The sequence below is a fragment of the Chryseobacterium turcicum genome (assembly GCF_021010565.1).
In the GTDB taxonomy this organism is placed as follows: Bacteria; Bacteroidota; Bacteroidia; order Flavobacteriales; family Weeksellaceae; genus Chryseobacterium; species Chryseobacterium turcicum.
The window spans coordinates 2,000,847-2,027,572 of sequence record NZ_JAJNAY010000001.1 but is presented as its reverse complement, the minus strand read 5'-3'; the positions used below and the strand labels follow the sequence as shown (position 1 = coordinate 2,027,572).

The 26,726-nt window shown below is 33.5% G+C and carries 29 protein-coding genes; 7 read left to right on the top strand and 22 right to left on the bottom strand.

Annotated elements, in window-relative coordinates; translation table 11 throughout:
* Positions 1-126: 126 nt before the first annotated feature.
* The 16 genes from LO744_RS09205 to LO744_RS09130 form a co-directional block, all read right to left on the bottom strand.
* A complete protein-coding gene (locus LO744_RS09205; RefSeq protein WP_230668787.1) occupies positions 127-1,509 on the bottom strand; it encodes a dipeptidase in 1,383 nt (460 codons plus the stop codon).
* A gap of 231 nt (positions 1,510-1,740) precedes the next feature.
* On the bottom strand, positions 1,741-2,013 hold the full coding sequence (locus LO744_RS09200; RefSeq protein ID WP_230668786.1) for a hypothetical protein: 273 nt from the start codon (positions 2,011-2,013) through the stop codon (positions 1,741-1,743).
* A gap of 126 nt (positions 2,014-2,139) precedes the next feature.
* Positions 2,140-3,303 (bottom strand): class I SAM-dependent methyltransferase, encoded by a 1,164-nt coding sequence (locus LO744_RS09195; RefSeq protein WP_230668785.1) that lies wholly within the window; start codon positions 3,301-3,303, stop codon positions 2,140-2,142.
* A gap of 2 nt (positions 3,304-3,305) precedes the next feature.
* Positions 3,306-3,746, bottom strand: coding sequence for a DinB family protein (locus LO744_RS09190; RefSeq protein ID WP_230668784.1), 441 nt, complete (start codon positions 3,744-3,746; stop codon positions 3,306-3,308).
* A complete protein-coding gene (locus tag LO744_RS09185) occupies positions 3,746-4,909 on the bottom strand; it encodes a methylmalonyl-CoA mutase family protein (RefSeq protein WP_230668783.1) in 1,164 nt (387 codons plus the stop codon). Before LO744_RS09185 ends, LO744_RS09190 begins: the two co-directional genes overlap by 1 nt.
* Positions 4,910-5,011: 102 nt before the next feature.
* Complete coding sequence (locus tag LO744_RS09180) at positions 5,012-5,368, bottom strand: FtsB family cell division protein (RefSeq protein WP_230668782.1); 357 nt, start codon at positions 5,366-5,368, stop codon at positions 5,012-5,014.
* A gap of 1 nt (position 5,369) precedes the next feature.
* Positions 5,370-6,038 carry a uridine kinase gene (udk, locus tag LO744_RS09175; protein WP_394799522.1) on the bottom strand — a complete coding sequence of 223 codons (669 nt, stop codon included), beginning with the start codon at positions 6,036-6,038 and terminating at the stop codon, positions 5,370-5,372.
* A 68-nt stretch (positions 6,039-6,106) separates the two neighbouring features.
* Entirely contained in the window at positions 6,107-6,412 is a 306-nt protein-coding gene (locus LO744_RS09170) for an ATP-dependent Clp protease adaptor ClpS (RefSeq protein WP_230668780.1), read from the bottom strand.
* A 10-nt stretch (positions 6,413-6,422) separates the two neighbouring features.
* The gene (locus LO744_RS09165) at positions 6,423-7,778 is read right to left on the bottom strand and encodes a hemolysin family protein (protein ID WP_230668779.1); all 1,356 of its coding nucleotides are present in this window, start codon (positions 7,776-7,778) and stop codon (positions 6,423-6,425) included.
* A gap of 99 nt (positions 7,779-7,877) precedes the next feature.
* On the bottom strand, positions 7,878-8,747 hold the full coding sequence (atpG, locus tag LO744_RS09160; RefSeq protein ID WP_230668778.1) for an ATP synthase F1 subunit gamma: 870 nt from the start codon (positions 8,745-8,747) through the stop codon (positions 7,878-7,880).
* Between the two features lie 88 nt (positions 8,748-8,835).
* On the bottom strand, positions 8,836-10,413 hold the full coding sequence (atpA, locus tag LO744_RS09155) for a F0F1 ATP synthase subunit alpha (RefSeq protein ID WP_191178554.1): 1,578 nt from the start codon (positions 10,411-10,413) through the stop codon (positions 8,836-8,838).
* Between the two features lie 18 nt (positions 10,414-10,431).
* On the bottom strand, positions 10,432-10,971 hold the full coding sequence (gene atpH, locus LO744_RS09150; RefSeq protein WP_230668777.1) for an ATP synthase F1 subunit delta: 540 nt from the start codon (positions 10,969-10,971) through the stop codon (positions 10,432-10,434).
* Positions 10,972-10,973: 2 nt separating this feature from the next.
* Entirely contained in the window at positions 10,974-11,468 is a 495-nt protein-coding gene (locus tag LO744_RS09145) for a F0F1 ATP synthase subunit B (protein WP_230668776.1), read from the bottom strand.
* Between the two features lie 90 nt (positions 11,469-11,558).
* Positions 11,559-11,765 carry an ATP synthase F0 subunit C gene (atpE, locus tag LO744_RS09140; RefSeq protein WP_066676872.1) on the bottom strand — a complete coding sequence of 69 codons (207 nt, stop codon included), beginning with the start codon at positions 11,763-11,765 and terminating at the stop codon, positions 11,559-11,561.
* 45 nt (positions 11,766-11,810) lie between these two features.
* On the bottom strand, positions 11,811-12,887 hold the full coding sequence (gene atpB / locus LO744_RS09135; protein WP_230668775.1) for a F0F1 ATP synthase subunit A: 1,077 nt from the start codon (positions 12,885-12,887) through the stop codon (positions 11,811-11,813).
* Positions 12,888-12,974: 87 nt separating this feature from the next.
* Entirely contained in the window at positions 12,975-13,343 is a 369-nt protein-coding gene (locus LO744_RS09130; RefSeq protein ID WP_230668774.1) for a hypothetical protein, read from the bottom strand.
* A 601-nt stretch (positions 13,344-13,944) separates the two neighbouring features.
* On the opposite strand from LO744_RS09130, the gene ffh reads away from it, so the two are divergent.
* A complete protein-coding gene (gene ffh / locus LO744_RS09125; RefSeq protein WP_230668773.1) occupies positions 13,945-15,306 on the top strand; it encodes a signal recognition particle protein in 1,362 nt (453 codons plus the stop codon).
* A 150-nt stretch (positions 15,307-15,456) separates the two neighbouring features.
* On the opposite strand, the gene LO744_RS09120 is transcribed toward ffh, so the two are convergent.
* The 5 genes from LO744_RS09120 to LO744_RS09100 all read right to left on the bottom strand — a co-directional run bounded on the left by LO744_RS09120 (position 15,457) and on the right by LO744_RS09100 (position 19,630).
* A complete protein-coding gene (locus LO744_RS09120; RefSeq protein WP_230668772.1) occupies positions 15,457-16,080 on the bottom strand; it encodes an OmpW family outer membrane protein in 624 nt (207 codons plus the stop codon).
* A 315-nt stretch (positions 16,081-16,395) separates the two neighbouring features.
* Positions 16,396-17,052: an outer membrane beta-barrel protein gene (locus LO744_RS09115; RefSeq protein ID WP_230668771.1), complete on the bottom strand. Its 657-nt coding sequence runs from the start codon at positions 17,050-17,052 to the stop codon at positions 16,396-16,398.
* A 207-nt stretch (positions 17,053-17,259) separates the two neighbouring features.
* Positions 17,260-17,769, bottom strand: coding sequence for a hypothetical protein (locus tag LO744_RS09110; protein WP_230668770.1), 510 nt, complete (start codon positions 17,767-17,769; stop codon positions 17,260-17,262).
* 129 nt (positions 17,770-17,898) lie between these two features.
* Entirely contained in the window at positions 17,899-18,570 is a 672-nt protein-coding gene (locus LO744_RS09105; RefSeq protein ID WP_230668769.1) for a porin family protein, read from the bottom strand.
* Between the two features lie 103 nt (positions 18,571-18,673).
* Positions 18,674-19,630: a PhoH family protein gene (locus LO744_RS09100; RefSeq protein ID WP_230668768.1), complete on the bottom strand. Its 957-nt coding sequence runs from the start codon at positions 19,628-19,630 to the stop codon at positions 18,674-18,676.
* A 126-nt stretch (positions 19,631-19,756) separates the two neighbouring features.
* On the opposite strand from LO744_RS09100, the gene LO744_RS09095 reads away from it, so the two are divergent.
* The 6 genes from LO744_RS09095 to rplI all read left to right on the top strand — a co-directional run bounded on the left by LO744_RS09095 (position 19,757) and on the right by rplI (position 25,230).
* Positions 19,757-20,584: an SAM hydrolase/SAM-dependent halogenase family protein gene (locus tag LO744_RS09095; RefSeq protein ID WP_230668767.1), complete on the top strand. Its 828-nt coding sequence runs from the start codon at positions 19,757-19,759 to the stop codon at positions 20,582-20,584.
* 63 nt (positions 20,585-20,647) lie between these two features.
* Positions 20,648-21,958, top strand: a complete 1,311-nt coding sequence (locus LO744_RS09090; protein ID WP_230668766.1) for a dihydrolipoamide acetyltransferase family protein — start codon at positions 20,648-20,650, stop codon at positions 21,956-21,958.
* A gap of 406 nt (positions 21,959-22,364) precedes the next feature.
* Positions 22,365-23,729, top strand: a complete 1,365-nt coding sequence (locus LO744_RS09085) for a chloride channel protein (protein ID WP_230668765.1) — start codon at positions 22,365-22,367, stop codon at positions 23,727-23,729.
* 133 nt (positions 23,730-23,862) lie between these two features.
* Complete coding sequence (rpsF, locus tag LO744_RS09080) at positions 23,863-24,204, top strand: 30S ribosomal protein S6 (RefSeq protein WP_066676900.1); 342 nt, start codon at positions 23,863-23,865, stop codon at positions 24,202-24,204.
* Between the two features lie 35 nt (positions 24,205-24,239).
* Positions 24,240-24,542, top strand: coding sequence for a 30S ribosomal protein S18 (rpsR, locus tag LO744_RS09075; protein ID WP_034757623.1), 303 nt, complete (start codon positions 24,240-24,242; stop codon positions 24,540-24,542).
* 166 nt (positions 24,543-24,708) lie between these two features.
* Complete coding sequence (rplI, locus tag LO744_RS09070; RefSeq protein WP_230668764.1) at positions 24,709-25,230, top strand: 50S ribosomal protein L9; 522 nt, start codon at positions 24,709-24,711, stop codon at positions 25,228-25,230.
* A gap of 613 nt (positions 25,231-25,843) precedes the next feature.
* Here rplI and LO744_RS09065 read toward each other — a convergent pair.
* Positions 25,844-26,647: a helix-turn-helix domain-containing protein gene (locus LO744_RS09065; protein WP_230668763.1), complete on the bottom strand. Its 804-nt coding sequence runs from the start codon at positions 26,645-26,647 to the stop codon at positions 25,844-25,846.
* Between the last annotated feature and the right edge of the window lie 79 nt (positions 26,648-26,726).

Genomic DNA, 26,726 nt, shown 5'->3' with positions numbered 1-26,726 from the left:
TTAATTTTTGGTTATTTTTTCGCAAATATATGGAAAACTCACACGTCCATGATAATATATTCAATAAAATACTCCTTAAGAAAGGCTTCTCAAGGAGTATTATTTAATAAATTAATTTACTTTTTTTTAAGACTTTGAATAATTCTCAAAAAACATCGGGATACTTTCAATTCCTTTATAGAAATTAAACAAGCCGTAATGTTCGTTTGGTGAATGAATTGCATCAGAATCTAAACCGAAGCCCATCAATACCGATTTAGCTCCTAAAACCTGCTCAAACATTGAGGTAATTGGGATACTTCCTCCTCCTCTATATGGTAAAACCTCTTTCCCGAAAGCGGTCTGCATTGCATTTTTAGCCGCCAAATATTCTTTGGTATCGGTTGGTAAAACATAAGGCATCCCACCGTGATGTGGCGTAACTTTTACTCTTACATTTGCAGGAGCAATCTTCTCAAAATATTTTGTAAACTTCTCTGTAATCTCTTCAGGAGTTTGATACGGAACCAAACGCATTGAAATTTTAGCCGAAGCTTTAGATGGAATCACTGTTTTTGCGCCTTCACCTGTATAACCGCCCCAAATTCCGTTGCAGTCTAATGTTGGACGAATTGAAGTTCTTTCTAAAGTAGTATATCCTTTCTCACCTTCTACATCATTCAAACCGATAGATTTTTTAAATTCTGCAGGATTATCTTTCAGTTTATTCATTTCAGCTCTTTCCTCATCAGAAACAGTTTCTACATTGTCATAAAAACCATCAATTGTGATTTGCCCCTCGTCATCAATTAACTTAGCAATCATCCTTGAAAGCACATGAATAGGGTTAGGAACCGCACCTCCGTAAAGACCTGAATGCAGATCTCTGTTTGGCCCTTCCACTTCTACTTCCACATAGCTAAGACCTCTTAAACCGGTTGTAACGGTTGGCTGCTCATTGCTGTAAATATGAGTATCTGAAATCAAAATACAGTCACAAGAAAGCTTTTCTTTGTTTTCATTTACCCAATCTCCTAAGCTTACAGAACCTACTTCTTCCTCACCTTCCAAGATAAATTTCACATTACAAGGTAGAGAATTGGTATTCATCATCGCTTCAAATGCTTTTACCTGCATAAAAAACTGCCCTTTATCGTCTGCTGAACCTCTTGCAAAGATCGCTCCTTCAGGATGAAGCTCTGTTTTCTCGATATAAGGCTCAAAAGGTGGCTTTTTCCACAGTTCTAAAGGATCAGCAGGTTGTACATCATAATGACCGTAAACCAAAACCGTTGGAAGATTTGCGTCAATCAGCTTTTCACCGAAAACAATAGGATACCCTTTTGTTGTACAAACTTCAACATTGTCAGCTCCTGCATTTTTAAGGTATTCTGCACAAACTTCCGCACATTGTAAAACGTCTTTGCTGTAAGCCGGATCGGCAGAAATAGAAGGAATTCTAAGTAAGTCAAACAATTCATCTACGAAACGCTGTTTGTTTTCGTTGATATAATTTAATGTTTCTTGCATTATAAATTAAATTTCGTTAAAATTAAAAATTTTGAATCGGCAAGGCAAACAAAAGATGCTATTTATTTAGCAATATTGTCTTTTTTGTAAAAAACGTACCGACTTGAAGCAAATAAAGCACTCCATTAAACCTTACATGTTTTAGAAAATTATGAGGTTTACATTTCACAAATTAATTTTAAACAAAAAATCCTGCAAAAAGCAGGATTCGTGTATTTTATTTTCAGAAAATTAGTGCCCAGCTTTTGCAGGCTCTACTTTCTTTGCAGCAGTAGAATCTGTTTTTGGAGCTTCAGTTCCCTTAGCATCTTTAGCTGGTTCTGCATGAGCAGTAGTCGTCGTTTCGTGAGCAGTTCCATGAGCTTCTGAGCCACCTTGGTGATCATCAGAATATCTTTCTGTACCCTCTTCCAATTTGATGATATTTTTATTACCTCCAGCCTGGATTTTTTTACAGCTTACCGCTACCGTTGCAAGAGCTAAACATATAACTATTTTTTTCATATGCAGATATTTATTTTTAAGATCTTATGAAATCACCTTATTTTGTGAGCGTTTAAGCTTTTGCGATTTCTTCTCGAATTTTTAATTGCCCAAAAGTAAGAAATATTGCATTTTTCGGCAACATTTTTAGACTGATTTTAATATTATTTTACCTTTTTTGGATTGTGTAAAAATAAGATACCGGTTTCCGCCATCTTTTAACTGGTATTTCTTCTTGATTTCCTCAGGTTTTAAAGGATAGTTTTTTGAAATAAGATTAAATTGTTCTTTCTTTTTAATTTCTTTTGAGTCAACCACTTCCATCTCTAAAACTCTTCCCGGAAAGTCTTCAATTTTAACCTCAGAAGTATATAAATGAGTATTTGGATGCAATTTTTTAAGTTTAAACTGACTTGAAATCAAATTAAAAATTCCAGCTTTCAGAATCGTATTATTTGGAATATAAATAAATCTATGGGGCTCAGAATATTCAGCAGAAGCATTCTTTTCAGAATTAATAGTAAAACTAAAACTTTTCTCCTCGCTTTCAAGATTCACACAATTACAAATAATTTCTCCGGAATAATTTTTAGAAAGAAAAACTACAATCTCTTTTACATCATTACGAACGGCAATAATTTCTATTTTAGAGATATTTTTTAAAACGGAAATCAGATATTTTAAGTCAATTAAAGGAGATAGCTTTATAATAACTTCTTCTGAAATAGACAGCAACTGATCCTGAATTTCCAGAATATTCGGGGAAAGATCTTCAAGTAAAAAAACTTTATTTTTATTCTGATCTCGTCGTGCCGGATCAAGATAAATGACATCAAAATTTTCTTTGTTTTGGCTAAGAAAATCTTCCAATTTTTGGTTAATAAATTTTGCTTTTTTCCCTAAAACACTCCAATTATGCTGTACAATTTCTAAAAGCTCAGTATTTTGTTCAACTAAAGTTATTTCGTTGAAATTTTTAGACAAATAATACGCATCGATACCAAAACCGCTTGTTAAATCGATGAATTTCTCGCCTTTTAAAATTTCAGATTTATAAAGCGCCGTTTTTTCTGAAGAAGATTGCTCGAGATTAAGTTGTGGCGGAAAAACAATACCTTCCTTCAAAAGAAAAGGAAACTTTTTCTGAGCGACCTGTTTCCCTTTAATCTGCTGAACGATTTCCTGCATCGAAACCTCAGGAAACGGGGATTTTTTCAATAACAAAGAATGCAAATCTGAATTTAGATTCTTATTAATATAGTCTTGAATTTCTTTGTTTGAATGCCACGAATGCACGAATATTTTCTCCAAATTTATCTTTTATAAAAAATATAATCTGTGAGTAAAGGATTTATTCCATTTTGTTTTAATTGGGAATTAATCTGTCCTCGATGATAAGTTGAATGATTAATTGCTTGAAAAAGCATTTCAAAAACTGTATTTTCAAATTTTTCTTCTCGTGAATTTTTATACGCAATCACTTGATTTAAATCAAATTCATTAACAATTTTTAAACTTTTCTGGAAATTAAGCTCATTAATTTCATTCAAATCTTCAAAAGAATTTATCTGCCAAACTTCGAAATTTTTCTCATTTAAAATTCTTGAATTCCAAATTTGTTGAGCATTTAAAGTATGATTAATTAAATTAATTGTCTTTTCGTCTACTTTCGAGAAATTTTCAGAAATTACTTTAATCATTTCATTATTAAAATGAAAAGTATACTCAAACAAGTCAATCATATTTTCTTTCATTATTCAAACATTTCAGCCCAACGAACAGCTTTTATTTCATTTTGATTATACAATTCCTCAATAGATTTTTTCTGATCTAATTTGGGGTATAAATTAACGCCAATCAGTTTTATTTTACCTTCTTCCACCCATTTTTGTTCTTCAACGGCATGGTCGTAGATATTTTTTTGGATGAATCCTTGCTTTAAAAGCTCAAGATAACCTCCCTTTTCTTCAATTTCAACAAAGTAAGTCCAAGATTTATCAGCAATCTGATTGGTGATATTTTCTAAATAATAACTTCCGTTTGAGGCATCTTCAAAAACATTAATAATACTTTCATAAGCCAGAACAATTTGCTGTTTGAAAGAAATTTCTTCAGAATTATCTGTACTTTTTTCAACCAAATAATTGGTACTGTATACCGCATCTGCTCCACCAATCATGGCTGAAGCCAATTCTAAGGTAGAACGAATAAGATTATTTTCACTGTCTGAAATGGCTTTATTTCTCAATGACGTTTCAGCAAAAATATACGGAATCTCATCTAAACCATATTCTTTCGTCAATTGATTAAATACCAATTTTAAAGCACGAACTTTGGCCATTTCAAAGAAATAATTTCCTCCTATGGCAATTCTAAAAATCAATTTATTGATAATTTCCGCTCCGTAAACTTCAACGAGTTCTTTTGTTTTTGCCAAAGCGATTCCCAATTGCTGGTAAATTGCTGCTCCTGCATTTTGATGAAGTGAAATATCTACACAAATGTTTCTTTTAAAATCTTTTGCTAAAAGTTCTTTCACCAACTGATCATTAATTTCAGCATTTTTCTCATCAAAAACATCGATTAGCGAAAAATATTGATCTTCATCTTGCGGACTGATATGTTCTGCTAACTCTTTATTGTTGATAAAAACAGTTTTTCCTACCAGGTTTTCTACATTTTCATTTAATAGAAATGCGAAAACATCATCTTCTAAACTTTCGTGGTAACTGGCTACCAAGTGGGTGCTTTCTTCTATTTTCGGAAGGCTTACCATTGGTTTTTCTATAGAATTATAAAAAGGTTTTATATCAATTCCCTCTAAATTTTCTTTTTTCAGAATGGTGTAGATATCTTCCGTTTTAAGTTGTTTTTTAACAAGATTTTCCCAGTTTGAGAAGGTTTCGGTATTTGACATAAATGATGGTAATAGGTAATGAGTAATGGGCAATCTAGATTTGCGTACTTATTTTAAATTGACAGCGAAGCTGATTGACTATTTGCAAAATTTACTTTAAAATTATTTTTTAGCAATATTTGCACTATCTACAACGAGGATGAAAATTTCCTCGTTAGGTTTTTTCATAAAGTAATTTTCTCTGGCGTATTTTTCTTTTTCAGATTTATTATTCATCAGTTTTTTGTAGAATTTATCATTCTTTTCGTATTCTGATTTGTAATAATCGAGCTGTTCTTCGTATTTATTAATTTCGCCATTAAGCTCATGGATAACAAGAAAAGAAGTTTGATCAAAGAAAATCATCCACACCAAAAACAAGAAAATTGTCAGAATATATTTGTTTAAAACATAACTCTGAAAAAATTTAAACGTTTCCGATTTTGGTTTGATCTCTTTAATAAGCTCTTTCTCTTCCATTTTAGTGTTTTCTTAATGAATTTTTAATAACTGTTGTTAAAAAATCAATCGCGACAGAATTCTGTCTCATATTGGGAATAATTAAATCGGCTTCGTTTTTTGAAGGTTCGATAAATTCCTGATGCATAGGCTTCAAGGTAGTCTGATAACGGTGTAAAACCTCATTCAGATCTCTTCCTCTCTCTTGTGTATCTCTTTTAATTCTCCTAATGAGTCTCTCGTCTGAATCTGCATGTACGAATACTTTTAAGTCAAATTCTTTCAATAATTCTTTATTGGTTAAAACCAGAATTCCCTCAACGACCAAAACATTTTTTGGTTCTACGGTAATATGATCTCCGGTTCTTCCGTGCGTTACAAAACTATAAATAGGCTGCTCTATGGCTTCATTATTTTTCAACGCTTTTACATGCTGAAGCAGTAAAGCAAAATCAATAGATTTTGGGTGATCATAGTTTAAAGCTTCTCTTTCTGTAAGCGTAAGATTGTGATTATCATTATAATAATTATCTTGAGAAAGAATATTCATTCCCTCAATATCAAGCTGTTGAATAATTTTATCAACAACGGTAGTTTTGCCCGATCCTGTACCTCCGGCAATTCCTATTACAAGCATTCTATTTATTTCTTTAGAGTTTTTACAAAGATAGTATTTTAGATGAAATGAGATGTTAGAAATTAGAATTTAGAGCTTAGTTTAGATTCAAAAAAAACTCCGACTATTGCCGGAGTTTTATATTATACGATTTCGCTTGTTAGGCTTCTTGCTATTAATTTTTCGTGCATCGGTTTCAAAAGATCCATTGAACCTGTTTTTACCGTGCATTTGCCTTTAAAATGAACCAACATCGTGCATTGCTCTGCCTGTATTGGGTCGTGCTTACAAATTTGAATTAATGCTTCAATTACATCGTCAAAAGTATGAATATCGTCATTATGCAGAATCAGTTTATACACTTCATCTGTATCATCCAAAACCAATACGTCTTCTTCGTACTTTCGTTTCGGATTTTCATAATCTTTTATGCTGTTATAAAAAATCATTATTTTATATTTAAACGTCTAATTTATCTAATATATCATCTACCATATTGGGCTCAATATACTTTAACTCAACCATTTCAACGCTTTTATTATTCATTTTCAAAATCTTAAAATGATAATTTTCAAGGTCAAACTCCTGGTTTTCTTCCGGAATATCTTCTAAAGCATGCAGAATAAATCCGGCTAAAGTATTGTACTCGCTTTCTTCAGGAAGAGTCAATTTTTTAGGCAAAGATTCGTTAATTTCTTCCAATGGCTGCGTTGCTTTTACCCAATAGGTGTTTTCAGCAATCTTATCAACCAGTTTTTCTTCATCATCTTCTTCATCCTGAATTTCTCCTACCAATTCTTCCAAAATATCTTCAAGCGTGATAATTCCTTCAGTTCCACCAAATTCGTCAATTACAATTGCTAAATGCTGTTTTTTCTGTTGGAAAATCTTCAATAAGTCTGAAATTTTCTTACTTCCTACCACAAAGAAAGATTCACGCATCAATTCTCTTAAATCATCATGACTAAGCTGTCCTTTTCTTTTAACAAATTCTCTGATAATTTCTTTGGTATAAAAAACACCGATAATGTTGTCTATCGAATTTTCATAGACCGGAATTCTGGAATATCCACTATCCATAATTTTATCGATAATTTCATTCAAATCATCAGAAAAATCAATAGAAGTAATATTTTGTCTCGGAACCATGATTTGTTTTGCAGAATGGTCTGTAAAATCAAATGCATTTTTGATGATTTCGTAATTTTCTTCTTCAATTTCTCCGCTGTCGGCTGATTGTTTTACCAAAAGCTGAAGCTCTTCAGTCGAGTGAATTTCGTTTTCTGAGGCGGGATGCACTTTCATTAAACGTAAAAAGAAGTTCGACATCTTATTCATCGTCCAAATGAATGGTTTGAAAACGGTGTAGAAAATACGCAACGGCATTGCAATAAACATGGTTGTTGCTTCTGATTTTCTAATCGCTAAAGATTTAGGAATCAATTCTCCGAAGACAATATGCATTACAGTAATTAAAAGGAAACTAGAAACCAATGCGATACTTGTTATCGTAGCATCTGCAATCTGAAAATTGAAATAGTGAAAAATATTTTCAAAAATATGATGAAGTGCACTTTCACCCACAAAACCTAATGCAAGTGAAGCTAATGTTATACCTAACTGAGTTGCAGAGAGATACTCGTCTAAATGTTTAATAATATGCTCAGCTTGTTTTGCCATAGAGTTTCCTTCGGCAGCTTTAAGCTGAATTTGAGAGTAACGAACTTTAACGATAGAGAATTCTGCGGCTACAAAAAAACCATTGAGTAATACTAAGAATAGCGCTAATAAAAGCTTGACGACGTCTGAGTCCATTTAAAAAAAAATATATTTTATAATGCAAAGATATACAAAATAAAACTAACAAAAAAAGCACCGAAGATATCGATGCTTTCATATTTTTTGAATATTTTATTACGAGTTTTTCAAAGCTTCTGCTCCTGAAACGATTTCTAAGATTTCGTTTGTAATAGCAGCTTGTCTTGCTTTGTTGTAGAAAATCTTTAGATCATTTCTAAGAGATTCTGCATTGTCTGTTGCTTTATGCATTGCTGTCATTCTCGCACCATGTTCTGAAGCTACAGAATCTAAAACTGCTTTGAAAACCTGAGTTTTAATAGATTTCGGAATTAAATTATCTAAAATTTCGTTTCTATTAGGTTCAAAGATGTAATCAGTTTCAGTTTGATTCTCTTCTTTCTCGGTTTCAACCATTGAAATTGGAAGAACTTGCTCTGTAATCACTTCCTGAGTTGCAGCGTTGATAAATTTATTATACACAACATATACTTCATCAAATTTACCTTCTACAAAACTAGCCATTACACTTTCTGTAATATTTGCTACTTTATCGAAAGTAAGATTATCAAAAATTGCACTTTCATTTGAAAACACCGCACGGTTTTTTCTTACAGCATCATAAACTTTTTTACCAATGGTAAGAATTTCAATTTCGTACTGAGCATTGTTCTGAAACTGGTGATTTAATTCTTTTACAACAGAAGAGTTGAAAGCACCTGCCAAACCTCTGTTTGAAGTTACAGCAATAAACAATACTTTTTTTACTTCTCTTTTCTGAGCGTAAATAGAAACCTGATCAGGATCTGAACTAGAATTTACATTCTGAATGATTTCCTGAAGTTTTTCAGAATAAGGTCTCAACATTACGATGGCATCTTGTGCTTTTTTAAGTTTCGCAGCGGAAACCATTTTCATAGCACGTGTAATTTGCATCGTAGATGAAATTGAAGTAATTCTTCCTCGTATTTCTTTTAAGTTTGCCATTTTTTAATTTGAAAATTTGAAAATTTGAGAAAAATTAGATAATTTGAATAAAAAATTCTCAAATTATCTAATTTTCAAATTATCTAAATTAATTATATTTTGAAGCTAAATCTGTAGCAACTTGCTTAAGAACACCTGTAATATCGTTATCGAATTTTCCAGATTTAAGAGCTGCCATTGTTTCAGGGTGCTTAGATCTTAGGAACTCGATATATTCGTGTTGGAATTCTTTTACTTTTTTGATAGGAACGTTTCTCATTAAGTTCTCTGTACCTGCATAGATCATAGCAACTTGGCTATCAACAGGAAGTGGAGAGTTAACTGGCTGCTTCAACAACTCAACGTTTCTTTCTCCTTTAGAGATAACTGCTAAAGTAGAAGCATCAAGGTCTGAACCGAATTTAGCAAACGCCTCCAATTCTTTATATTGAGCCTGGTCTAATTTAAGAGTTCCAGAAACTTTTTTCATTGATTTAATCTGAGCATTACCTCCAACACGAGATACAGAAATACCTACATTGATTGCTGGACGAACTCCTGAGTTGAATAAATCAGACTCCAAGAAAATCTGTCCGTCAGTAATAGAGATTACGTTTGTTGGAATATACGCAGAAACGTCACCCGCCTGAGTTTCGATAATAGGAAGTGCCGTTAATGAACCACCCCCTTTTACGATTGGTCTTAGAGACTCAGGTAAATCATTCATTTGGCTTGCAATATTGTCATCAGCGATTACTTTTGCAGCTCTTTCTAATAATCTTGAGTGAAGATAGAAAACGTCTCCAGGATAAGCCTCACGTCCCGGTGGTCTTCTCAATAGTAGAGAAAGCTCACGGTAAGCAACTGCTTGTTTAGATAAATCATCATAAACGATCAAAGCTGGTCTACCAGAGTCTCTGAAGAACTCACCGATAGATGCCCCTGCCATTGCAGAATAAACCTGCATAGGAACTGGATCTGAAGCATTAGCTGCAACAATTACTGTATATGCTAAAGCCCCTTTGTCTGATAATGTTTTTACAATCTGAGCTACTGTAGAAGCTTTTTGTCCGATTGCAACATATATACAATATACTGGCTGACCAGCATCAAAAAATTCTTTTTGGTTGATGATTGTATCAATAGCAACAGTAGTTTTACCTGTCTGTCTGTCACCAATAATCAATTCTCTCTGACCTCTTCCTACAGGGATCATAGAGTCGATTGCAACGATACCTGTTTGTAAAGGCTCAGTTACCGGTTGTCTGTAGATAACTCCGGGAGCTTTTCTTTCTAATGGCATTTCGTATAAATCTCCTGTAATAGGACCTTTACCATCGATAGGGTTACCTAGAGTATCAACTACTCTACCTAACATCCCTTCTCCTACTTTAATAGAAGAAATTCTGTTTGTTCTTTTTACGGTATCTCCTTCTCTTACCAATTTACTTTCCCCTAGTAAAGCAACACCTACGTTGTCTTCTTCAAGGTTTAGTACGATACCTTCTACATCGCTAGCAAATTTTACCAACTCACCGTATTGTACATTTTCTAACCCGTAAACACGAGCAATACCATCACCGATGGTAAGAACTGTACCTACTTCCTCAACATTAGATTGAGTATCGAAGTTGGCCAATTGCTGTTTTAAGATCGCAGATACTTCTGCTGGATTTATTTCTGCCATTGTATGGTTGTTTTTTTCTTAATTTAACTGAAAGTCTTTTTTAATCTTATTCAATTTTGATTTCACAGAAGCGTCAACTTGTTGATCTCCTACTCTTAAAATGTAACCTCCTAAGATTTCAGGTTTTACATTTACTTCAACATCTGCATTACTTTGTGCATTTACTAAAGAGGTAGACTTCAAAATTTGATCGATATTTTCTTGAGAAAGTGGTGTTGCGGTAGTAATCGTAACTCTTTGAATCCCGTTAATATCTTCAACTTCATTGATATACTGCTGTGCAATATTTTTAATTTGGTTTTCTCTTCCGTTTTTGATGATCAGTTTAATCAAATTCTGAGCTACAGGTGAAAAGTTTTTAAAAATTTCGTTTGCAATCTCAGTTTTCTTATGAGCATCAATATAAGGTGTAAGGAAAAATTTGTTCAAATCTTTAGATTCAGACATCAGCTTCACTACATCTTTCATTTCAGAAAAAACCGCTTCAGTTTGCCCAGATTCGTTGGTGAATTCTAGTAAACCTTGTGCGTATCTTTTAGCTACTTTAGATGTAAGCATTCTTAGTTAAGATTTGATTTGTTTAAATAATTCTGAACCAATTCGTTTTGAGCTTCGCTGTTTTCAAGCTTTTGCTTCAAGATAGATTCTGCGATATTTACAGACAAAATACCGATTTGAGATTTAATATCTGCCATTGCAGCATTTTTCTCTTCGTTGATTGTTTGTCTTGCAGCTTCGATTAATTTATCTCCTTCAGACTTAGCTGCATCTTTAGCTTCAGCTACAATTCTGTCTTTGATTTCTCTAGCTTCTTTTAACATAGCATCTCTTTCGATTTTAGCCTCACGCATAATTCTTTCGTTATCCGCTTTAAGAGTTTCCATCTCTTTTTTAGCCAATTTAGCCTGGTTAAGAGCATCCTGAATATTGTCTTCTCTTTCTTTCACAGCACTAAGGATAGGCTTCCAAGCAAAAGCTTTAAGAAGAACTACCAATAATAAAAATACTACTGCTGTCCAGAATATGTTACCAATTGAAGGAGTTAATAATTCCATTTTATATCAATTATTTTTTTAATTTGTTTTAACTTTTTTAAAAGAATTCTACAAACCAACCGTTTGTAGAATTCTATTTGTTTACTATTCTTATTTACCTAGTAATGCTACTACGATACCGAATAGACCAGCACCTTCGATAAGAGCTGCTGCGATAATCATTGCAGTTTGGATTTTTCCTGATTGCTCTGGTTGTCTTGCAATACCTTCCATTGCGCTACCACCAATTTTACCAATTCCTAATCCAACTCCGATTACTGCTAAACCAGCTCCGATTGCTGCGATACTACCTGTCATAATATTATATTTAAAAAGTTATTTTTTCTTAATTCTAAATTTCAATTAATGATCGTGGTGAGGTTCTTCTACCGCCGACCCGATAAATAATGCTGTCAACATTGTAAAGATATAAGCCTGTAAAGCTGCTACCAATACTTCCAATACATAAATGAATAATGCTAAACCGATAGATACCGGTGTAATCAAGTAAGTTTTCATGATGAAAATCAAAGAAATCAAACTCATGATAATGATGTGTCCTGCTGTCATGTTGGCAAAAAGACGAATCATCAATGCAAAAGGTTTTGTAATAATTCCTAATAATTCTACAGGAATAAGGATGATGTAGATTAAAATCTTACCACCAAATGGCATATTCTTTCCTAAAGGATCCAACATGTGCATCCAGTATGTTTTTCTACCGCTTAAGTTTACAATTAGCAAAGTAAATACTGCTAAAACCATTGTAAATGCAATGTTACCTGTTGTATTTGCAGCTCCTGGAAGTAATCCTAAGATATTAAGAAGCCAGATGAATAAAAATAGAGTTACCAAATAAGGTACATATTTTCTATATCTTACAGATCCGATGTTTTGCAAAGCAATATCATCTCTTACAAAAACTACAAGAGGCTCGATGAATTTTGCAATTCCTGAAGGAACCTGAGATTTTTTATAACTTGCAGCTGAAGCTATACCAATAATTAATAAAATAATTGCAGCTAATAACATCTGAGCAACTACTTTAGTGATTGAGAAATCTAAAGGCTCATTGTTTGTAGGATGACCGTCGTGCATGTTTAAATCACCTGCAGCATTGGTAGAATAAATTTTGTTGTGGTGTACTTTGTAGAAGTTACCATCTACTTCAGCAACTTTCTCTTCTTCGTGACCGAATTTTTCAGAGCTGAATACTTTCAAACCATTATCCCAAAGAATTACAGGTAAAGAAATTCCTACAGAATTGTGACCTTCACCCCAAAGATGCCAATTGTGTGCATCCGCAATATGGTGCATAATAAATGGAACCGGATTGTATACTTCATCCTTTGCAGCTTCCGCAGTACCTTCATGTGTTTCTGCAAAACTAAAGCAGAAGACAAAAAGATAGAGGGCGATTAACAGTTTTTTAAAACTCATGACTAGACTTTTATTTCCTAAATTTTTTGCAAAAATATAAATTTTTATTCGATTTTTAGTGATTCTTCAATTTTATATTACATGATATTAGTCTTGTTTTTTAACTAACTTTAAAACAAAAACCACTTCTATCGTCAAATAAATCCAATACAAAATAAAGTATGGGATAATATTTAGCTTAAATTCTTCCTGAAACACAGCAATATACCCCATTGCAAAGAATTTAAAAACCACAAACCCCAGAAAAATAAATCCTATGATATTTTTTTTCTCTAAGATAAAAACCACAAACATCGTTAACAAACTAATGAGTGTAATAAAAAATATCAGAATGTGAATTTTATAATTGAGCACAATCACATTGTTTTCTGCCAACTGCCATTGCAAAACAAAAAGCAATGCAGACATTAGCAAAAACAATCCTAATCCTTTTAAAACTACTAAAAAATTTTTCATTGGTTGCAAAACTACCAAAATTTATGATATATCCCAATCTAAATCTCCGATGGAAAAAATGACATTTACCCCATAATTGAAAAATAGATTTCATCAATCTGTTTTAGAAACCAAACGATTTATAAACTATAAATTCATCGTTTTAATTAAGGATTAGAAATTAATGTATTGACCTATCCCTTTTACTAATAAAGGCTTCGACAGGCTCAGGCTGACAATGTATAAGTTTTCTAGTTAGCATAAGAGATGTCACCCTGAGCTTGCCGAAGGGTTTCTGTTAGAAAACCGCTTACTAAATGGCTGTTATTCAATATTAATTAAAAGGGTAAGTGAATCAATTTATATTTTCTAGAATCTGTATTTGCCACTAATGCACGAATATTTTTCATTTTCACATAATAGCATTTGTGTATTGGTAGCTTATAATTTTTTAGAATCCAGATGCGAAATCTTTTAAAAAAAATCGTTTTAATGATTCTTAAAAACCAATAAAATGACTTGTATTACTTAAATAAAAATTCAAATTCTTTTAAATATTAATCACACTGAGGTTTTTAGATATAAAATTGTTATTTTTGCAATCCATTAATATAGAAACAGTATGTTTAATAGTTTACAGGATAAATTAGACAAAGCCCTTCATAATATTTCCGGACGTGGAAAGATTACAGAAATCAACGTTGCGGAAACCGTAAAAGAAATTCGTAGAGCACTGGTAGATGCCGATGTTAACTATAAAGTTGCTAAAGATCTTACCAAAAGAGTTCAGGATAAAGCTTTAGGTGAAAACGTTTTGACATCGCTTACTCCGGGACAGCTGATGACGAAAATTGTTCACGACGAGTTGGTAGATTTGATGGGAGGTTCTCAGGAAGGCATTAACCTTTCAGGAAAACCGTCTGTAATTCTTATTGCTGGTCTTCAGGGTTCTGGTAAAACTACTTTTTCTGGAAAACTGGCTAACTATTTAAAAACGAAAAGAACTAAAAAGCCTTTGTTGGTTGCCTGTGACGTTTACCGTCCTGCAGCAGTTGACCAGTTGAAAGTTCTTGGTGGACAGATAGGAGTTCCTGTTTACAGTGAAGAAGGTTCTGTAGATCCTGCAAGCATCGCTCAAAATGCTATTAATTTTGCTAAATCTAACGGTCATGATGTTGTTATCGTGGATACCGCTGGTCGTTTGGCAGTTGATGAGCAGATGATGAACGAGATTAAAACGGTTCATTCTCTTATTAAACCTAACGAAACGTTATTCGTTGTAGACTCAATGACAGGTCAGGATGCTGTAAATACAGCAAAAGCCTTCAACGATACTTTGAATTTTGACGGAGTTGTTTTAACGAAATTAGACGGTGATACTCGTGGTGGAGCTGCTCTTACCATTCGTTCTGTTGTTGAAAAGCCAATCAAATTTATCTCTACAGGTGAGAAAATGGAAGCTTTAGATCTTTTCTACCCAGAAAGAATGGCCGACAGAATCTTAGGAATGGGAGATGTTGTTTCGTTAGTAGAAAGAGCTCAGGAGCAGTTTGATGAAGAAGAAGCCAAAAAACTTCACAAAAAAATCGCTAAAAACGAATTTGGTTTTGACGATTTCCTAAAGCAAATCAATCAGATCAAAAAAATGGGTAATATGAAAGACTTGATGGGAATGATTCCGGGAGTTGGAAAAGCCATTAAAGATGTTGAGATCAGTGATGATGCATTCAAACATATTGAAGCGATTATTCATTCTATGACTCCAGATGAAAGAAGAAGACCTTCAATCATCAATACTCAGAGAAAAAACAGAATTGCTAAAGGTGCCGGAAGAAAAATTGAAGATGTAAACGCTTTGATGAAGCAATTTGACCAAATGGGGAAAATGATGAAGATGATGCAAGGCCCTCAAGGAAAGCAGATGATGCAGATGATGAGCAAAATGCCAAATATGCCGGGAATGGGCGGAATGTTTGGAAAATAGAGAAATTAATAGCTATTTGCTTTTAGCTAATGGCATTGAAACATACAAAACTCTCAGATTTTTCTGAGAGTTTTTTTGCACACAATCTTATAAAAAAATCCGACTCAAATTTTTTTGAATCGGATTATATTAAATCAAAATAATCAATGATTATTTATCAGATTTCTGAGATTTAGATTTGATGAAATAAGAGAAACCTACATTTACACCAAAATTATTTCTTGTCGTTTTAACTTCTGTATTAAAGTAAGTATTCTTACTATAAAACTGGTCAAAACCAACGCCTAAATTAACTCCTAAAGACTGCGTAGCCATATAAGTTACTCCAGCTTTAGCTTTCCAAGTTAATCCGTCAGCTGTATAGTTGTCAGAAATTCCAGACAATGTTTCTTTTGTTTTGTTTGTCGCATAACCAACACCCACTCCTACAAAAGGAAAAAATTTGCTACCTGTATTGAAGTAATAAGTTGCTGTTGGCATTACAGAAAATCTGGTATCCGTTGTCTTATCGCCATCATATTTTTTTGTTTCGCTGTCTAATCCAAGATCAATTCCTACAGCTAATCCATCCATTACAAAATATCCAACAGATGGTGTGATAGAAAATTTAGAAATTTTAGGCCCGTCTTCAGATTCACCGTTAGCTTTTACTGTAGAACTTGCAGAGTTGAAACCTAAACCTGTATTTCCGCTGATTACCCAGTCTCCTTTAGTCATTTGTGCGTTTGATAATCCACAAAGAGCGATTGCTCCAACTAATAATAATTTTTTCATAGTTTATTGATATTTGAATCGGCGAAAATACAAAAAAAGTTCTAAGAAAAGTCAGGTATTTTTACTATTTTTCATCAAAAAAAATACTTTGTAAAAACAAAGTAATACCCCATCCATACTGAGAACACATTCACTTCGAAGCTATAAATATTTAATAAAAAACCAATTTCGTTTAACTTAAAAATACATCCAAATTCGTCAAAAAAATGACTCAAATAAAATAGTTTAATTCATTTTAATTTGAAATATTTTATTTTAAAACATAAAAAATCCTGAGAAATAATCTCAGGATTTATATTAATTTATGTTTACTAATTACTTAGCAAATACATATTTAACACCGATTGTAACTGAAGATAAGTTTAAACCGAAGTTATAGTTGTTTGTAGCATCACCCTCTTTTGGTTTGTAGTTATTATAACCAAACTCACCGATTGTAGCTTCAATAGTCCAGTTTTTGTTTAAGAAATAATCTAAACCTGGTTTTACAGTAACTCCAACAGAAGTATATTTAGCTTCAGTAGAAGTCGTTGTAGTAGTTACAGTAGAACCTGTAGTAGTTACATTAGAACCTTCAACTTCAGTTTTTCCAAACTGCATTGGTACTGACAATTGTCCAAAGAAATATAATTTTTCTCCTAGAGTCCAGTATTTTCTTACGAAAGGCTCAACAACAAATGCTGGTGTTTTTACTTTATCAGTGTCTACGATTGTAGTTGCACCAAATACGTTAGTATCGATATCAGTAGTTGTATTAGTTTTGTAACCTACACCTACACCCACTGCTAAGTTTGGAGCAACAAAATATCCTACTGTAGGAAGAACGTTGAAGTTTTCTACTTTAGAATCTCCGTTGTTAGTTTCTTCTTGAGAATAACCAACAGATCCAGATAAATATACAGTTCCTTTAGCAATCTGTGCGTTTGATAAACCGAAAAGTGCAACAGCACTTGCAATTAATAATTTTTTCATTTTGAATAATTTTATACTTTCTTGACTGCAAATTTATACTGACCTCAGGAAATATTAAAATTTGTTAATGTGATTAATATCACGCATGAATATTAGGTTTTATCAGGTAGAAATCACAACTAAGAGATAGAAATGTTTTTATTTTCAAAAATTAACATAAAAAAACTCTGATTTTTCAATCAGAGTTCAATATCATTGTTTAAGAATTTATTTCAAAAAGAAATTTACCCCCAAATTGATGGCACCAAAGTTTGAATCAATTCTACGGTCTCTGTCTCTATCCCAATCTCCTCTTTCGCTTCCAATATTCTGGTATCCTAAATATATTTCAGCTTTAGGCAACTGAAAACCTACTTTTGGATACACGTATAAACCACTATCAATTCCATCTTTAGTAGAGATTGCACCACCCAAATCAAGGCCCACAAAAAGAGGAAGACCATTAAATCTGTATTTTCCTGATGCAGCCAAAGGAATAAATCCGAAATCTTCCCAACGGTCTTTACCGAAAAAATGTGAATATCCTGTAGCTATACCTACGTCTAAACCTTTTGTGATATTCCACATATATGAAGCATCAACGCCTAAAGTAACTGAAGCAAAATCTGCCGCATCACCTACTGGCGCACCAATGTGAGCTCCCAGTTTAAACCCTTCTTGAGCTTGTAAAGCTCCACCAAACAATGCAAATGCACTTAGCAATAGTAATTTTTTCATTTTAAAAATTTAAATGTTTGTTATTAACTCAATGCTTCTTTATAGCAAACACAATGCCGCAGGAGTATATTACAATAAAAATGCAGAGCAAAACTGCCCTGCATAATATTATATTTGAAAAATAATTTCTTAGTTTCCTCCAAATTTGAAGCCTACACCAATTTGCGCAAAGCTGTTGGTTACTTTTCCTCCACTTCCGTCATTAGAAAGATTAGATACTCCTAAGCTGTATCTTGCATCAAAGAAGAGTCCGTTTTCCAACATATATTCAACTCCTACAAATGGAGCAATATTTAATTTTTTGATATCTTTTTTAATATCTATTTCGCCTGAATTATTTTCTTCGTCTACTACGCCCACGTTAATAAAATCAGAACCAATTACCGTTTTTTGCTTCGCTGTAAGAATCACTCCAAAGTTTGCACCCGCAGCAACCGAAATATTTTCTGTAAAGAAATACTTCGCAGAAACCGGCACCAAAATAGTCCCCAACTCGACCTTAGTTTGCTCACCAACAAAAACAACTCCTGCATTTATCCCATCAATTTTTTCTTTTGCTCCCAGCGGAGAATATAAAACTTCTGCCTGAAGACCAAAGTTATCATTGATTTTGTATTCTGCCATACCCCCAACGTAGAAAGTGTATTTAGGGCTCATTTTTCTAGCACCAAGATCATCTTGTTTATCATCAATCTTCATTGTTGACATTGCGAAACCAGCTTTTGGTCCAAATCGAAACTCCTGAGCATTTACACCAACTCCCATTAAAACTACAGAAGCAACAAGTAATAATTTTTTCATAATTTACAGTCTTTTTTTAACAAATTTTAAGATTCCAAATATATCACTTTTACTGGAATCGCAAAATACTTTTAAATATTTTTGAAAAAATTATACGAATACATTACTCTTTAGCTCTCTTATCTTCTTCGTTATACGCTAAAATAATTTTTTTAACTACAGGATGGCGCACTACATCTTCTTCCGTTAAATACACAAAGCCAATTTCTTTTACGTCTTTTAAAATTCGCATTGCTTCTTTCAGCCCAGAATGCTGCTTTGGAGGTAAATCAATCTGAGTAGGATCTCCTGTAATGATAAATTTAGCATTCATCCCCATTCTTGTAAGAAACATTTTCATTTGAGCGTGGGTTGTATTCTGCGCTTCATCCAAAATTACAAAGGCATCATCTAATGTACGACCTCTCATAAATGCCAACGGTGCCACTTCAATCACTTTTTTCTCCATATATCCTTCCAATTTTTCATGTGGAATCATATCGCGGAGAGCGTCATACAATGGCTGCAAATAAGGGTCAAGCTTTTCTTTAAGGTCTCCGGGTAAGAAACCAAGACTTTCTCCGGCTTCTACCGCAGGTCTTGTCAAAACAATTCTTTTAACCTCTTTATCTCTTAAAGCTCTTACCGCCAAAGCAACACTAGTATATGTTTTTCCGGTTCCTGCAGGGCCAATTGCAAAAACCATATCTTTCTTATCCGTTTCTTTAACAAGCTTTTTAAGGTTGGTGGTTTTAGCCTTAATAACTTTTCCATTAACCCCTTTTACAATGATATCCTGGTCGAAAACAAGTTGCTTCTCGTGCTCATCTTTTATATTGAGGATATTTTCTACGTCTTTCAGCCCTATAGCATTGTTTTTAGAAATAAAAGCGACAATATCGTCAAGCTTTTGCTTAAATATATCTAAAGCCTCCTTATTTCCGATCGCAAAGATAAAATGGTCTCTACCAGTAATTTTAATGGTTGGAAAGCTTGATTTTATTAAATTGAAATATTGGTTATTAACTCCATAGAAGTTTTTTGAATCAATATCATCTAAATCATACGTTAATTCAAACATGCAAATATTTTTATATTAGAATTTAAATTTAGAAGTTTTTTTTTAATTTTAAATTAAATTCTTATCCACAATAGCCGTTTCTTTCTTTTTATTTTAGATAAATTTGCAATACTATCCCTTTTATTCATGTCAATTATTACCCTCACTTCAGATTTCGGACGCTTAGATTACAGAGTTTCAGCTATGAAAGGAAAAATCTTGTCGCTTAACCCTGACGTAAACAGCGTTGATATCACTCATGATATCCAGGCGTATAATTTGATTCAAGCGTCTTATATTGTAAGAAATGCCTACAAATATTTCCCAACCGGAACAATTCACATTATTTCTGTTGACAGTTTTTTTCATAAATCAAGAAAAAATATTTTATATAAATCAGATGGCCATTATTTTTTGGCAGCCGATAACGGGCTTTTAAGTCTTATTTTTTTCGACATTAAACCTGAAGCCGTTTACGAAATCACACTTAACAACCGATTTGATGACATCGTAAGCTTCACTTCGACCGATGTTTTTGTTCCTGTTGCTGTACATTTAGCCAATGGCGGACTCCCCGAAGTAATCGGTAGAAAAATAGAATCTACCAAGCAGCTTTTGTTCCCGAAACCGGTTTATAATGAGTCTGAAAAAATGATTATTGGTGATGTTATGTACATTGATAATTTCGGAAATATAATCTCAAATATTAACAAAGATTTTTTTGAAACCTTAGCCAAAGGTTTTGAAAGTTTTACCATCAAATTCAGGAACTTAAGTCTTTCAAAAATATATTCCAGCCATACAGAATTGGTCGTAGATTGGGAAAGAGAAACCGAATATCATGGGCAATCTGCAGCTATTTTTAATGACTGTGACCAACTTGAATTAACCATCTACAAAGGCAGTAAAAAAAATGGGGCAAAAACGCTTTTTGGGCTTAATGTGGGAGAAAATATTTACATAGAATTTTTCTAAGATTATCTATTTCATAAAAAAACCGATTTTTTTTATATATTTGTCAAAATCTAAAATTTAAAAATGGCAGAATACAAATTATTGCTTCCTTCTATGGGTGAAGGCGTGATGGAAGCTACAGTTATCACTTGGTTATTCAATGAAGGCGACCAGGTAAAAGAAGATGATTCGGTAGTAGAAATTGCAACAGATAAAGTAGATTCAGACGTTCCGACACCAGTTTCAGGGAGAATTGTAAAAATCCTTAAACAAAAAGACGAAGTTGCAAAAGTAGGTGAAGCCATCGCTATTTTAGAAATCGAAGGAGAAGGCGGAAACACAGCTTCTGAGGAAGTAAAAACTGAAACTCAAGCTCCGGATGCAGCAACAATTAAGACAATTGAAGAGCCTTTAGCGGCAACAGCTACCTCTCATGTAGAGTTTTCGGGAGATCTTTACTTGTCTCCTCTTGTAAAATCTATCGCTCAGCAAGAAAATATTTCTGAATCTGAACTACAAACGATCAAAGGAAGTGGTCTAGAAGGAAGAATTACCAAAGAAGATATTTTAGCACATGTTGCTAACAGAGGAAACCAGCCAGCTCCACAAGCTGCGCCAGTTCAGGCAGCTTCTACTCCAGCAGTAAAAGCAGTATCAACTCCGGCTGCTACCATCAGTACAGCTGCAGGTGACGAAATCATTCCTATGGACAGAATGAGAAAAATCATCGCTGAAAACATGGTGAAAGCAAAACATATCGCTCCACACGTTACCTCTTTCATCGAAACCGACGTAACCAACGTTGTAAAATGGAGAGCTAAAAACAAAGATATGTTCGAAAAACGTGAAGGTGAAAAACTGACTTTCATGCCTATTTTTGTAAAAGCAATTGTAAAAGCGATTCAGGATTTCCCAATGATCAATGTTTCTATCAATGGTGAAAACATTATCAAGAAGAAAAATATCAATATCGGTATGGCAACAGCTTTACCAGACGGAAACCTTATCGTTCCTGTGATTAAAAACGCTGATCAGTTATCACTTTCAGGCTTAGCAAAAGCGATTAACGACTTAGCATACAGAGCAAGAAACAAAAAATTAAGACCAGAAGATACTCAAGGGGCTACTTACACTATTTCTAACGTAGGAAGCTTTGGAAACTTAATGGGAACTCCTATTATTCCTCAGCCTCAGGTTGCAATTATGGCAATTGGAGCGATCGTTAAAAAACCAGCAGTTCTTGAAACTAAAGATGGTGATGTAATCGCTATTCGTCAGTTGATGTTCATGTCTCACTCTTACGATCACAGAGTGGTAGACGGTTCTTTAGGTGGAATGATGTTGAAGCACGTTCACGATTACCTACAAAACTGGGATCTTAACACTGAAATATAAGTAATGAATAATTGGTAATAAGTAATTTTTGCCAATTTGAAAATATAAAAACCTTCGATTTTTTTCGAAGGTTTTTTTTCATGTCTTTTCATTAATTATTTTACCTTTTTAATGTTTCAAATTAAATTTTAGTAAAGCCTCCAATACCAAGAGCTTGTTTAAATTTTATTAATTTAAATTCTGTACGATTAAGTTGTGATTTTTTTCAATCATTTTTTATATAATTCTCGCAGATTACCTAGATTAAGCAGATTAAAAACAGAGAAATTAATCTGCTTAATCAGCAAAATCTGCGAGATAAATTATTTAAATTTAAACAAGCTCTAATATTATTAATTCCAAAATTTAACAATCAGAATTAGATATAAAATTTTCATATCCTTAAAAATTAGTTTAGATTTGAAATATGCGTAGAATATTGGTCTACATCCGAAAAGGTCTTAAAAAATCTTTCGACAACATCCGAAACGAACAACTGAAACATAATTTGCTTCAGGCGATTCCTTTTTGGATAGGCTCGATTATTACAGGCTTTTTTGCAGTGATGTATGCTAAAATATTTTCATGGGGTGAAGGTTTGCTTCATTATATTTTAAATTGGCACGATTGGATGATTTTCTTTATTGCTCCCGTTGGTTTTGTTTTGTCGTGGTGGTTGGTAAAAGAATTTGCTCCCAACGCTAAAGGAAGCGGTATTCCTCAAGTAATGGCAGCTGTAGAATTAGCCAATCCTAAAGAGCATAAAAAAATCAGAAGTCTTTTAAGCATAAAAATTATTGTATTTAAAATCCTTTCTTCCGTTGTTTTGGTAATCGGAGGTGGCGCTGTAGGTAGAGAAGGACCCACGATTCAGATTGCAGGGTCTATTTTTAGAAAAGTAAATGAATATCTTCCGGAATGGTGGCCAAAAATATCAAAAAAAAACATGATTATGACGGGAGCTGCTGCTGGATTAGCTGCTGCCTTCAACACTCCTCTTGGCGGAATTGTATTTGCGGTGGAAGAACTCTCAAAAACACACATCAATTACTTTAAAACAGCATTGTTTACCGCAGTCATTATTGCTGGATTAACGGCACAGACTTTAGCCGGTTCTTATTTGTATTTAGCGTATCCTAAAACCAACGATGTTTCATTAATGGTGATGTTTCCTATTGTTTTAGTTGCCGGAATTGCCGGAATTTTAGCCAGTCAACTTTCAGTGATTATGCTTAAAATAAGTAGCTGGAAAAAAAGAAAATTAAAAACAAATAGAGACCACATCATATTTTTAGTAGGTTGTGCCTTACTAATAGCCTGTATCTCGTTTTTTATAAGCCGTGAAATTTTAGGTTCAGGAAAAGAAATTATAGAGCGCGTACTTTTCACTCAGGATAAACATGAAGATTGGTATGTTCCCATTTTGAGAATGCTGGGTCCAGCTCTATCATTTACTTCAGGCGGAGCAGGGGGAATTTTCGCACCTGCATTAACGGCGGGTGCAAGTATTGGATCTGTCGTTTCTGGAATTATACATCTTACCCCTAATGAGACCAATGTTGTAGTTTTAGGAGGAATGGTTGCTTTTCTTACAGGCATTACAAGAGCGCCTTTCACCTCTGCAATCATCGTTTTGGAAATGACCGACAGGCATTCTTTAATTTTTCACTTGATGTTGGCGGGGATGATTTCTTCAATATTTTCAATTTTAGTAAGCAGACATTCGCTTTATGATGTATTGAAAATGAATTTCCTTACCGAAATTAGAAATAAAGAAGATCAGGAAGCTTAAGTTTCTATTTTTTAAATTAATGGAAATGATTTCGCCAAATTAATTTTATTATTAATAGCTTTTATTTATTGCATATTCCAAATACATTTCATAATTTTGCACCTCGAAATAATTAACAAATTCATTTAACATTATGAACAATTACGAAACTGTTTTCATTTTAACTCCCGTTCTATCTGAAGCTCAGGTGGAGGAAGCAGTGAACAAGTATGTAGATCTTTTGAAAGAAAAGAACTGTGAGATTGTCACTAGAGAAAATTGGGGATTAAAAAAATTAGCTTATCCTATTCAACTTAAAAAGAATGGATTCTACACTTTAATCGAGTTTAAAGGTGAAGGTACTGTAGTTGCTGATTTAGAATTAGCATTCAAACGTGACGAAAGAGTAATTCGTTACCTTACTACAAAACTAGACAAGCACGCTGTAGAGTACGCTGTAACTAGAAGAACTAAACTTAAAGCTTCAAGAGCTTAATTATTTATTAACCCAAAATTTAAAAAAGACAAGACATGGCAATAGATGATATGGCTAAACAAGCCTCAGCTGGAGGAGAATCTGAAGTGAAATTCCTTACACCACTTGATATCAACACTAAAACTGATAAAAAGTACTGTAGATTCAAAAAATTCGGAATTAAGCACGTTGATTACAAAGATGCTGATTTCTTATTACAATTTGTAAACGAACAAGGTAAAATCTTACCTAGAAGATATACTGGAACTTCTTTGAAGTACCAAAGAAAAGTTTCTTCGGCTATCAAAAGAGCAAGACACCTTGCAATGATGCCTTACGTAGCTGACTTATTGAAATAAAAAAATGCAATTAGCCATTAGCTCATCGCTTTTGGCTTTTTGTTGCTGAATACATATTAATTCTAACTTGATTTTAGATTTCAGATAACAGATTTCAGATAACAGACTATGTCTAACATCTAATTTCTAACATCTAACTTCTAACATCTAAAAAAGGACAACAACAATGAACATTATTCTAAAAAAAGACGTAGAAAACTTAGGTCTTGAATTCGACACAGTAAATGTAAAGCCAGGTTATGCAAGAAACTTCTTGTTACCTCAAGGTTTTGCTCTTTTAGCTACTCCTAAAAACATTGCAGCTCTTGAAGCTACTTTGGAAGCTAGAAAAGAAGAAGAAGCTAAATTAATCGCTGCTGCAAACGCTGTAGTTGATCAATTAAAGAAAACTTCTATTACTATTCCTGCAAAAGTAGGTTCTGGTGATAAATTATTTGGATCTATCAACAATGCAGATCTTTCTGCTGCTCTTTCTAAAGCTGGAGTTTCTGTTGACAAGAAATATATCAAAATCCCTGGAAACACAATCAAGAGAACTGGTAAAGTAACTGCTAACGTAAGATTACACAGAAATGTAGAATACAACTTCGAATTCGACATCGTATCTGACGCACCAGTAGAAGCTCCTAAACCAGCTGCTCCAAAGCCAGTAGCTAAAGTAGAAGAAACTCCTTCTGAAGAAGCTTAAGAATTCAAGAGATTTTCTCTAAAATATAAACCACTTCATCTGAAGTGGTTTTTTTCTTTTTAATCTATTTTTTAGAAGCTATTTCCCGCTATCCACTCATACTCCTCACGCCACCAACTCTCCCCCGCCAAAACCCTCATGCTTTCCCACTCCTTGTTGCGGGGTAACCGTTTCTATCGGGGCTAGGAAATATGTTTTTCATTCCACTTTTGTCATTGCGAGAAGTGGAGTGACAAAGCAATTTTTAGCCTCAAAAACCACCCCGTCAAAAATTCTTTCGAATTTTCGCCACCCCTCCAAAGGAGGGGAATAATTCTTGCGTTAGAAGTTTTGCCATTGCGAGGAGTGTCGCATCGAAGTAATCTCGATATAAAATTAAAATCTACATCCACTTTGTCATTCCGGTAGGAATCTAAAATCTTTTTGTAGAGACTGATTTGTAAAAACCGTTACCTAAATTCTTTTAGGATGACAAACTTTGTGAAAATCTTATTAATAATTCTTTTAAAGAGATTGCTTCGTCACTCCATTCCTCTCAATGACACAAAAAACTTCGCAGCAAAAACTCACTATCTCTAGAACCCTCCAACTCTCAAACACATAACTCTCCCACCTAACCATTCCCTCTCAGCTTTTGCTGATATTCCGTCGGAGGAATTCCAATTACTTTTTTGAAAATGTTACTGAAAGAAGAAAGACTGTTATATCCCACCATCATAGCAATCTCATACATATTGTATTTTTCTTCAATCATTAATTCTAATGAACGGGTAATTCTTAAAGCTCTTAGAAAACGAACGTAATTCATCCCCAAAATCTCTTTAAATTTCCTTGAGAGTGTTCTTGTGCTCATTCCAAATTCTTTTGCCGTAGATTCGATGGTTAAAGGCTTTTCAAGATTAGCATGAATGTATTGGGCAATCTTCAATAAAGTTTCATCATTAGGAAAAGGATGCTGTATCGGGAACGCTAGTTTCTTATCTCTCTTATCAGGTAAAATAGCTTTTAAAGCTTTGAGAAAATAATAATTAGTGCTATCATTTTTTGTGATTTTCCCATCCCATTCTTTTGTATATAAAATCATCTCTCTCAACAAATGACTGACCGAATAAATGTTTATTTCATCAAAAAAGCCATCTTCATTTTCTTCTTTTTTAAAATAAAAATTATACAAATCTACTTTTGGGCTTGTTGAAAAAATATAATGCGGAGTTCCTGCAGGAATCCACATAAAACATCTCGCCGGTAAATACCAGTGTTTCAAATCGGTAAAAATATGCACAATACCGCCTTCAGCATACACCAACTGTGCAGAACTATGGTGATGAATCTCTGTTTTTATACTCCCTGCGAGAACATGATAAATATAAAACTCGGCATCTAATTCTTCAACGGCTCCAAAATGACTGTCATCCATACCATAAAGGTAATAAAAAAATCAATTTGGCGCAAATGGACAAATATTTTTCTGTTTTCACAAATCGTGTCTTTAACTT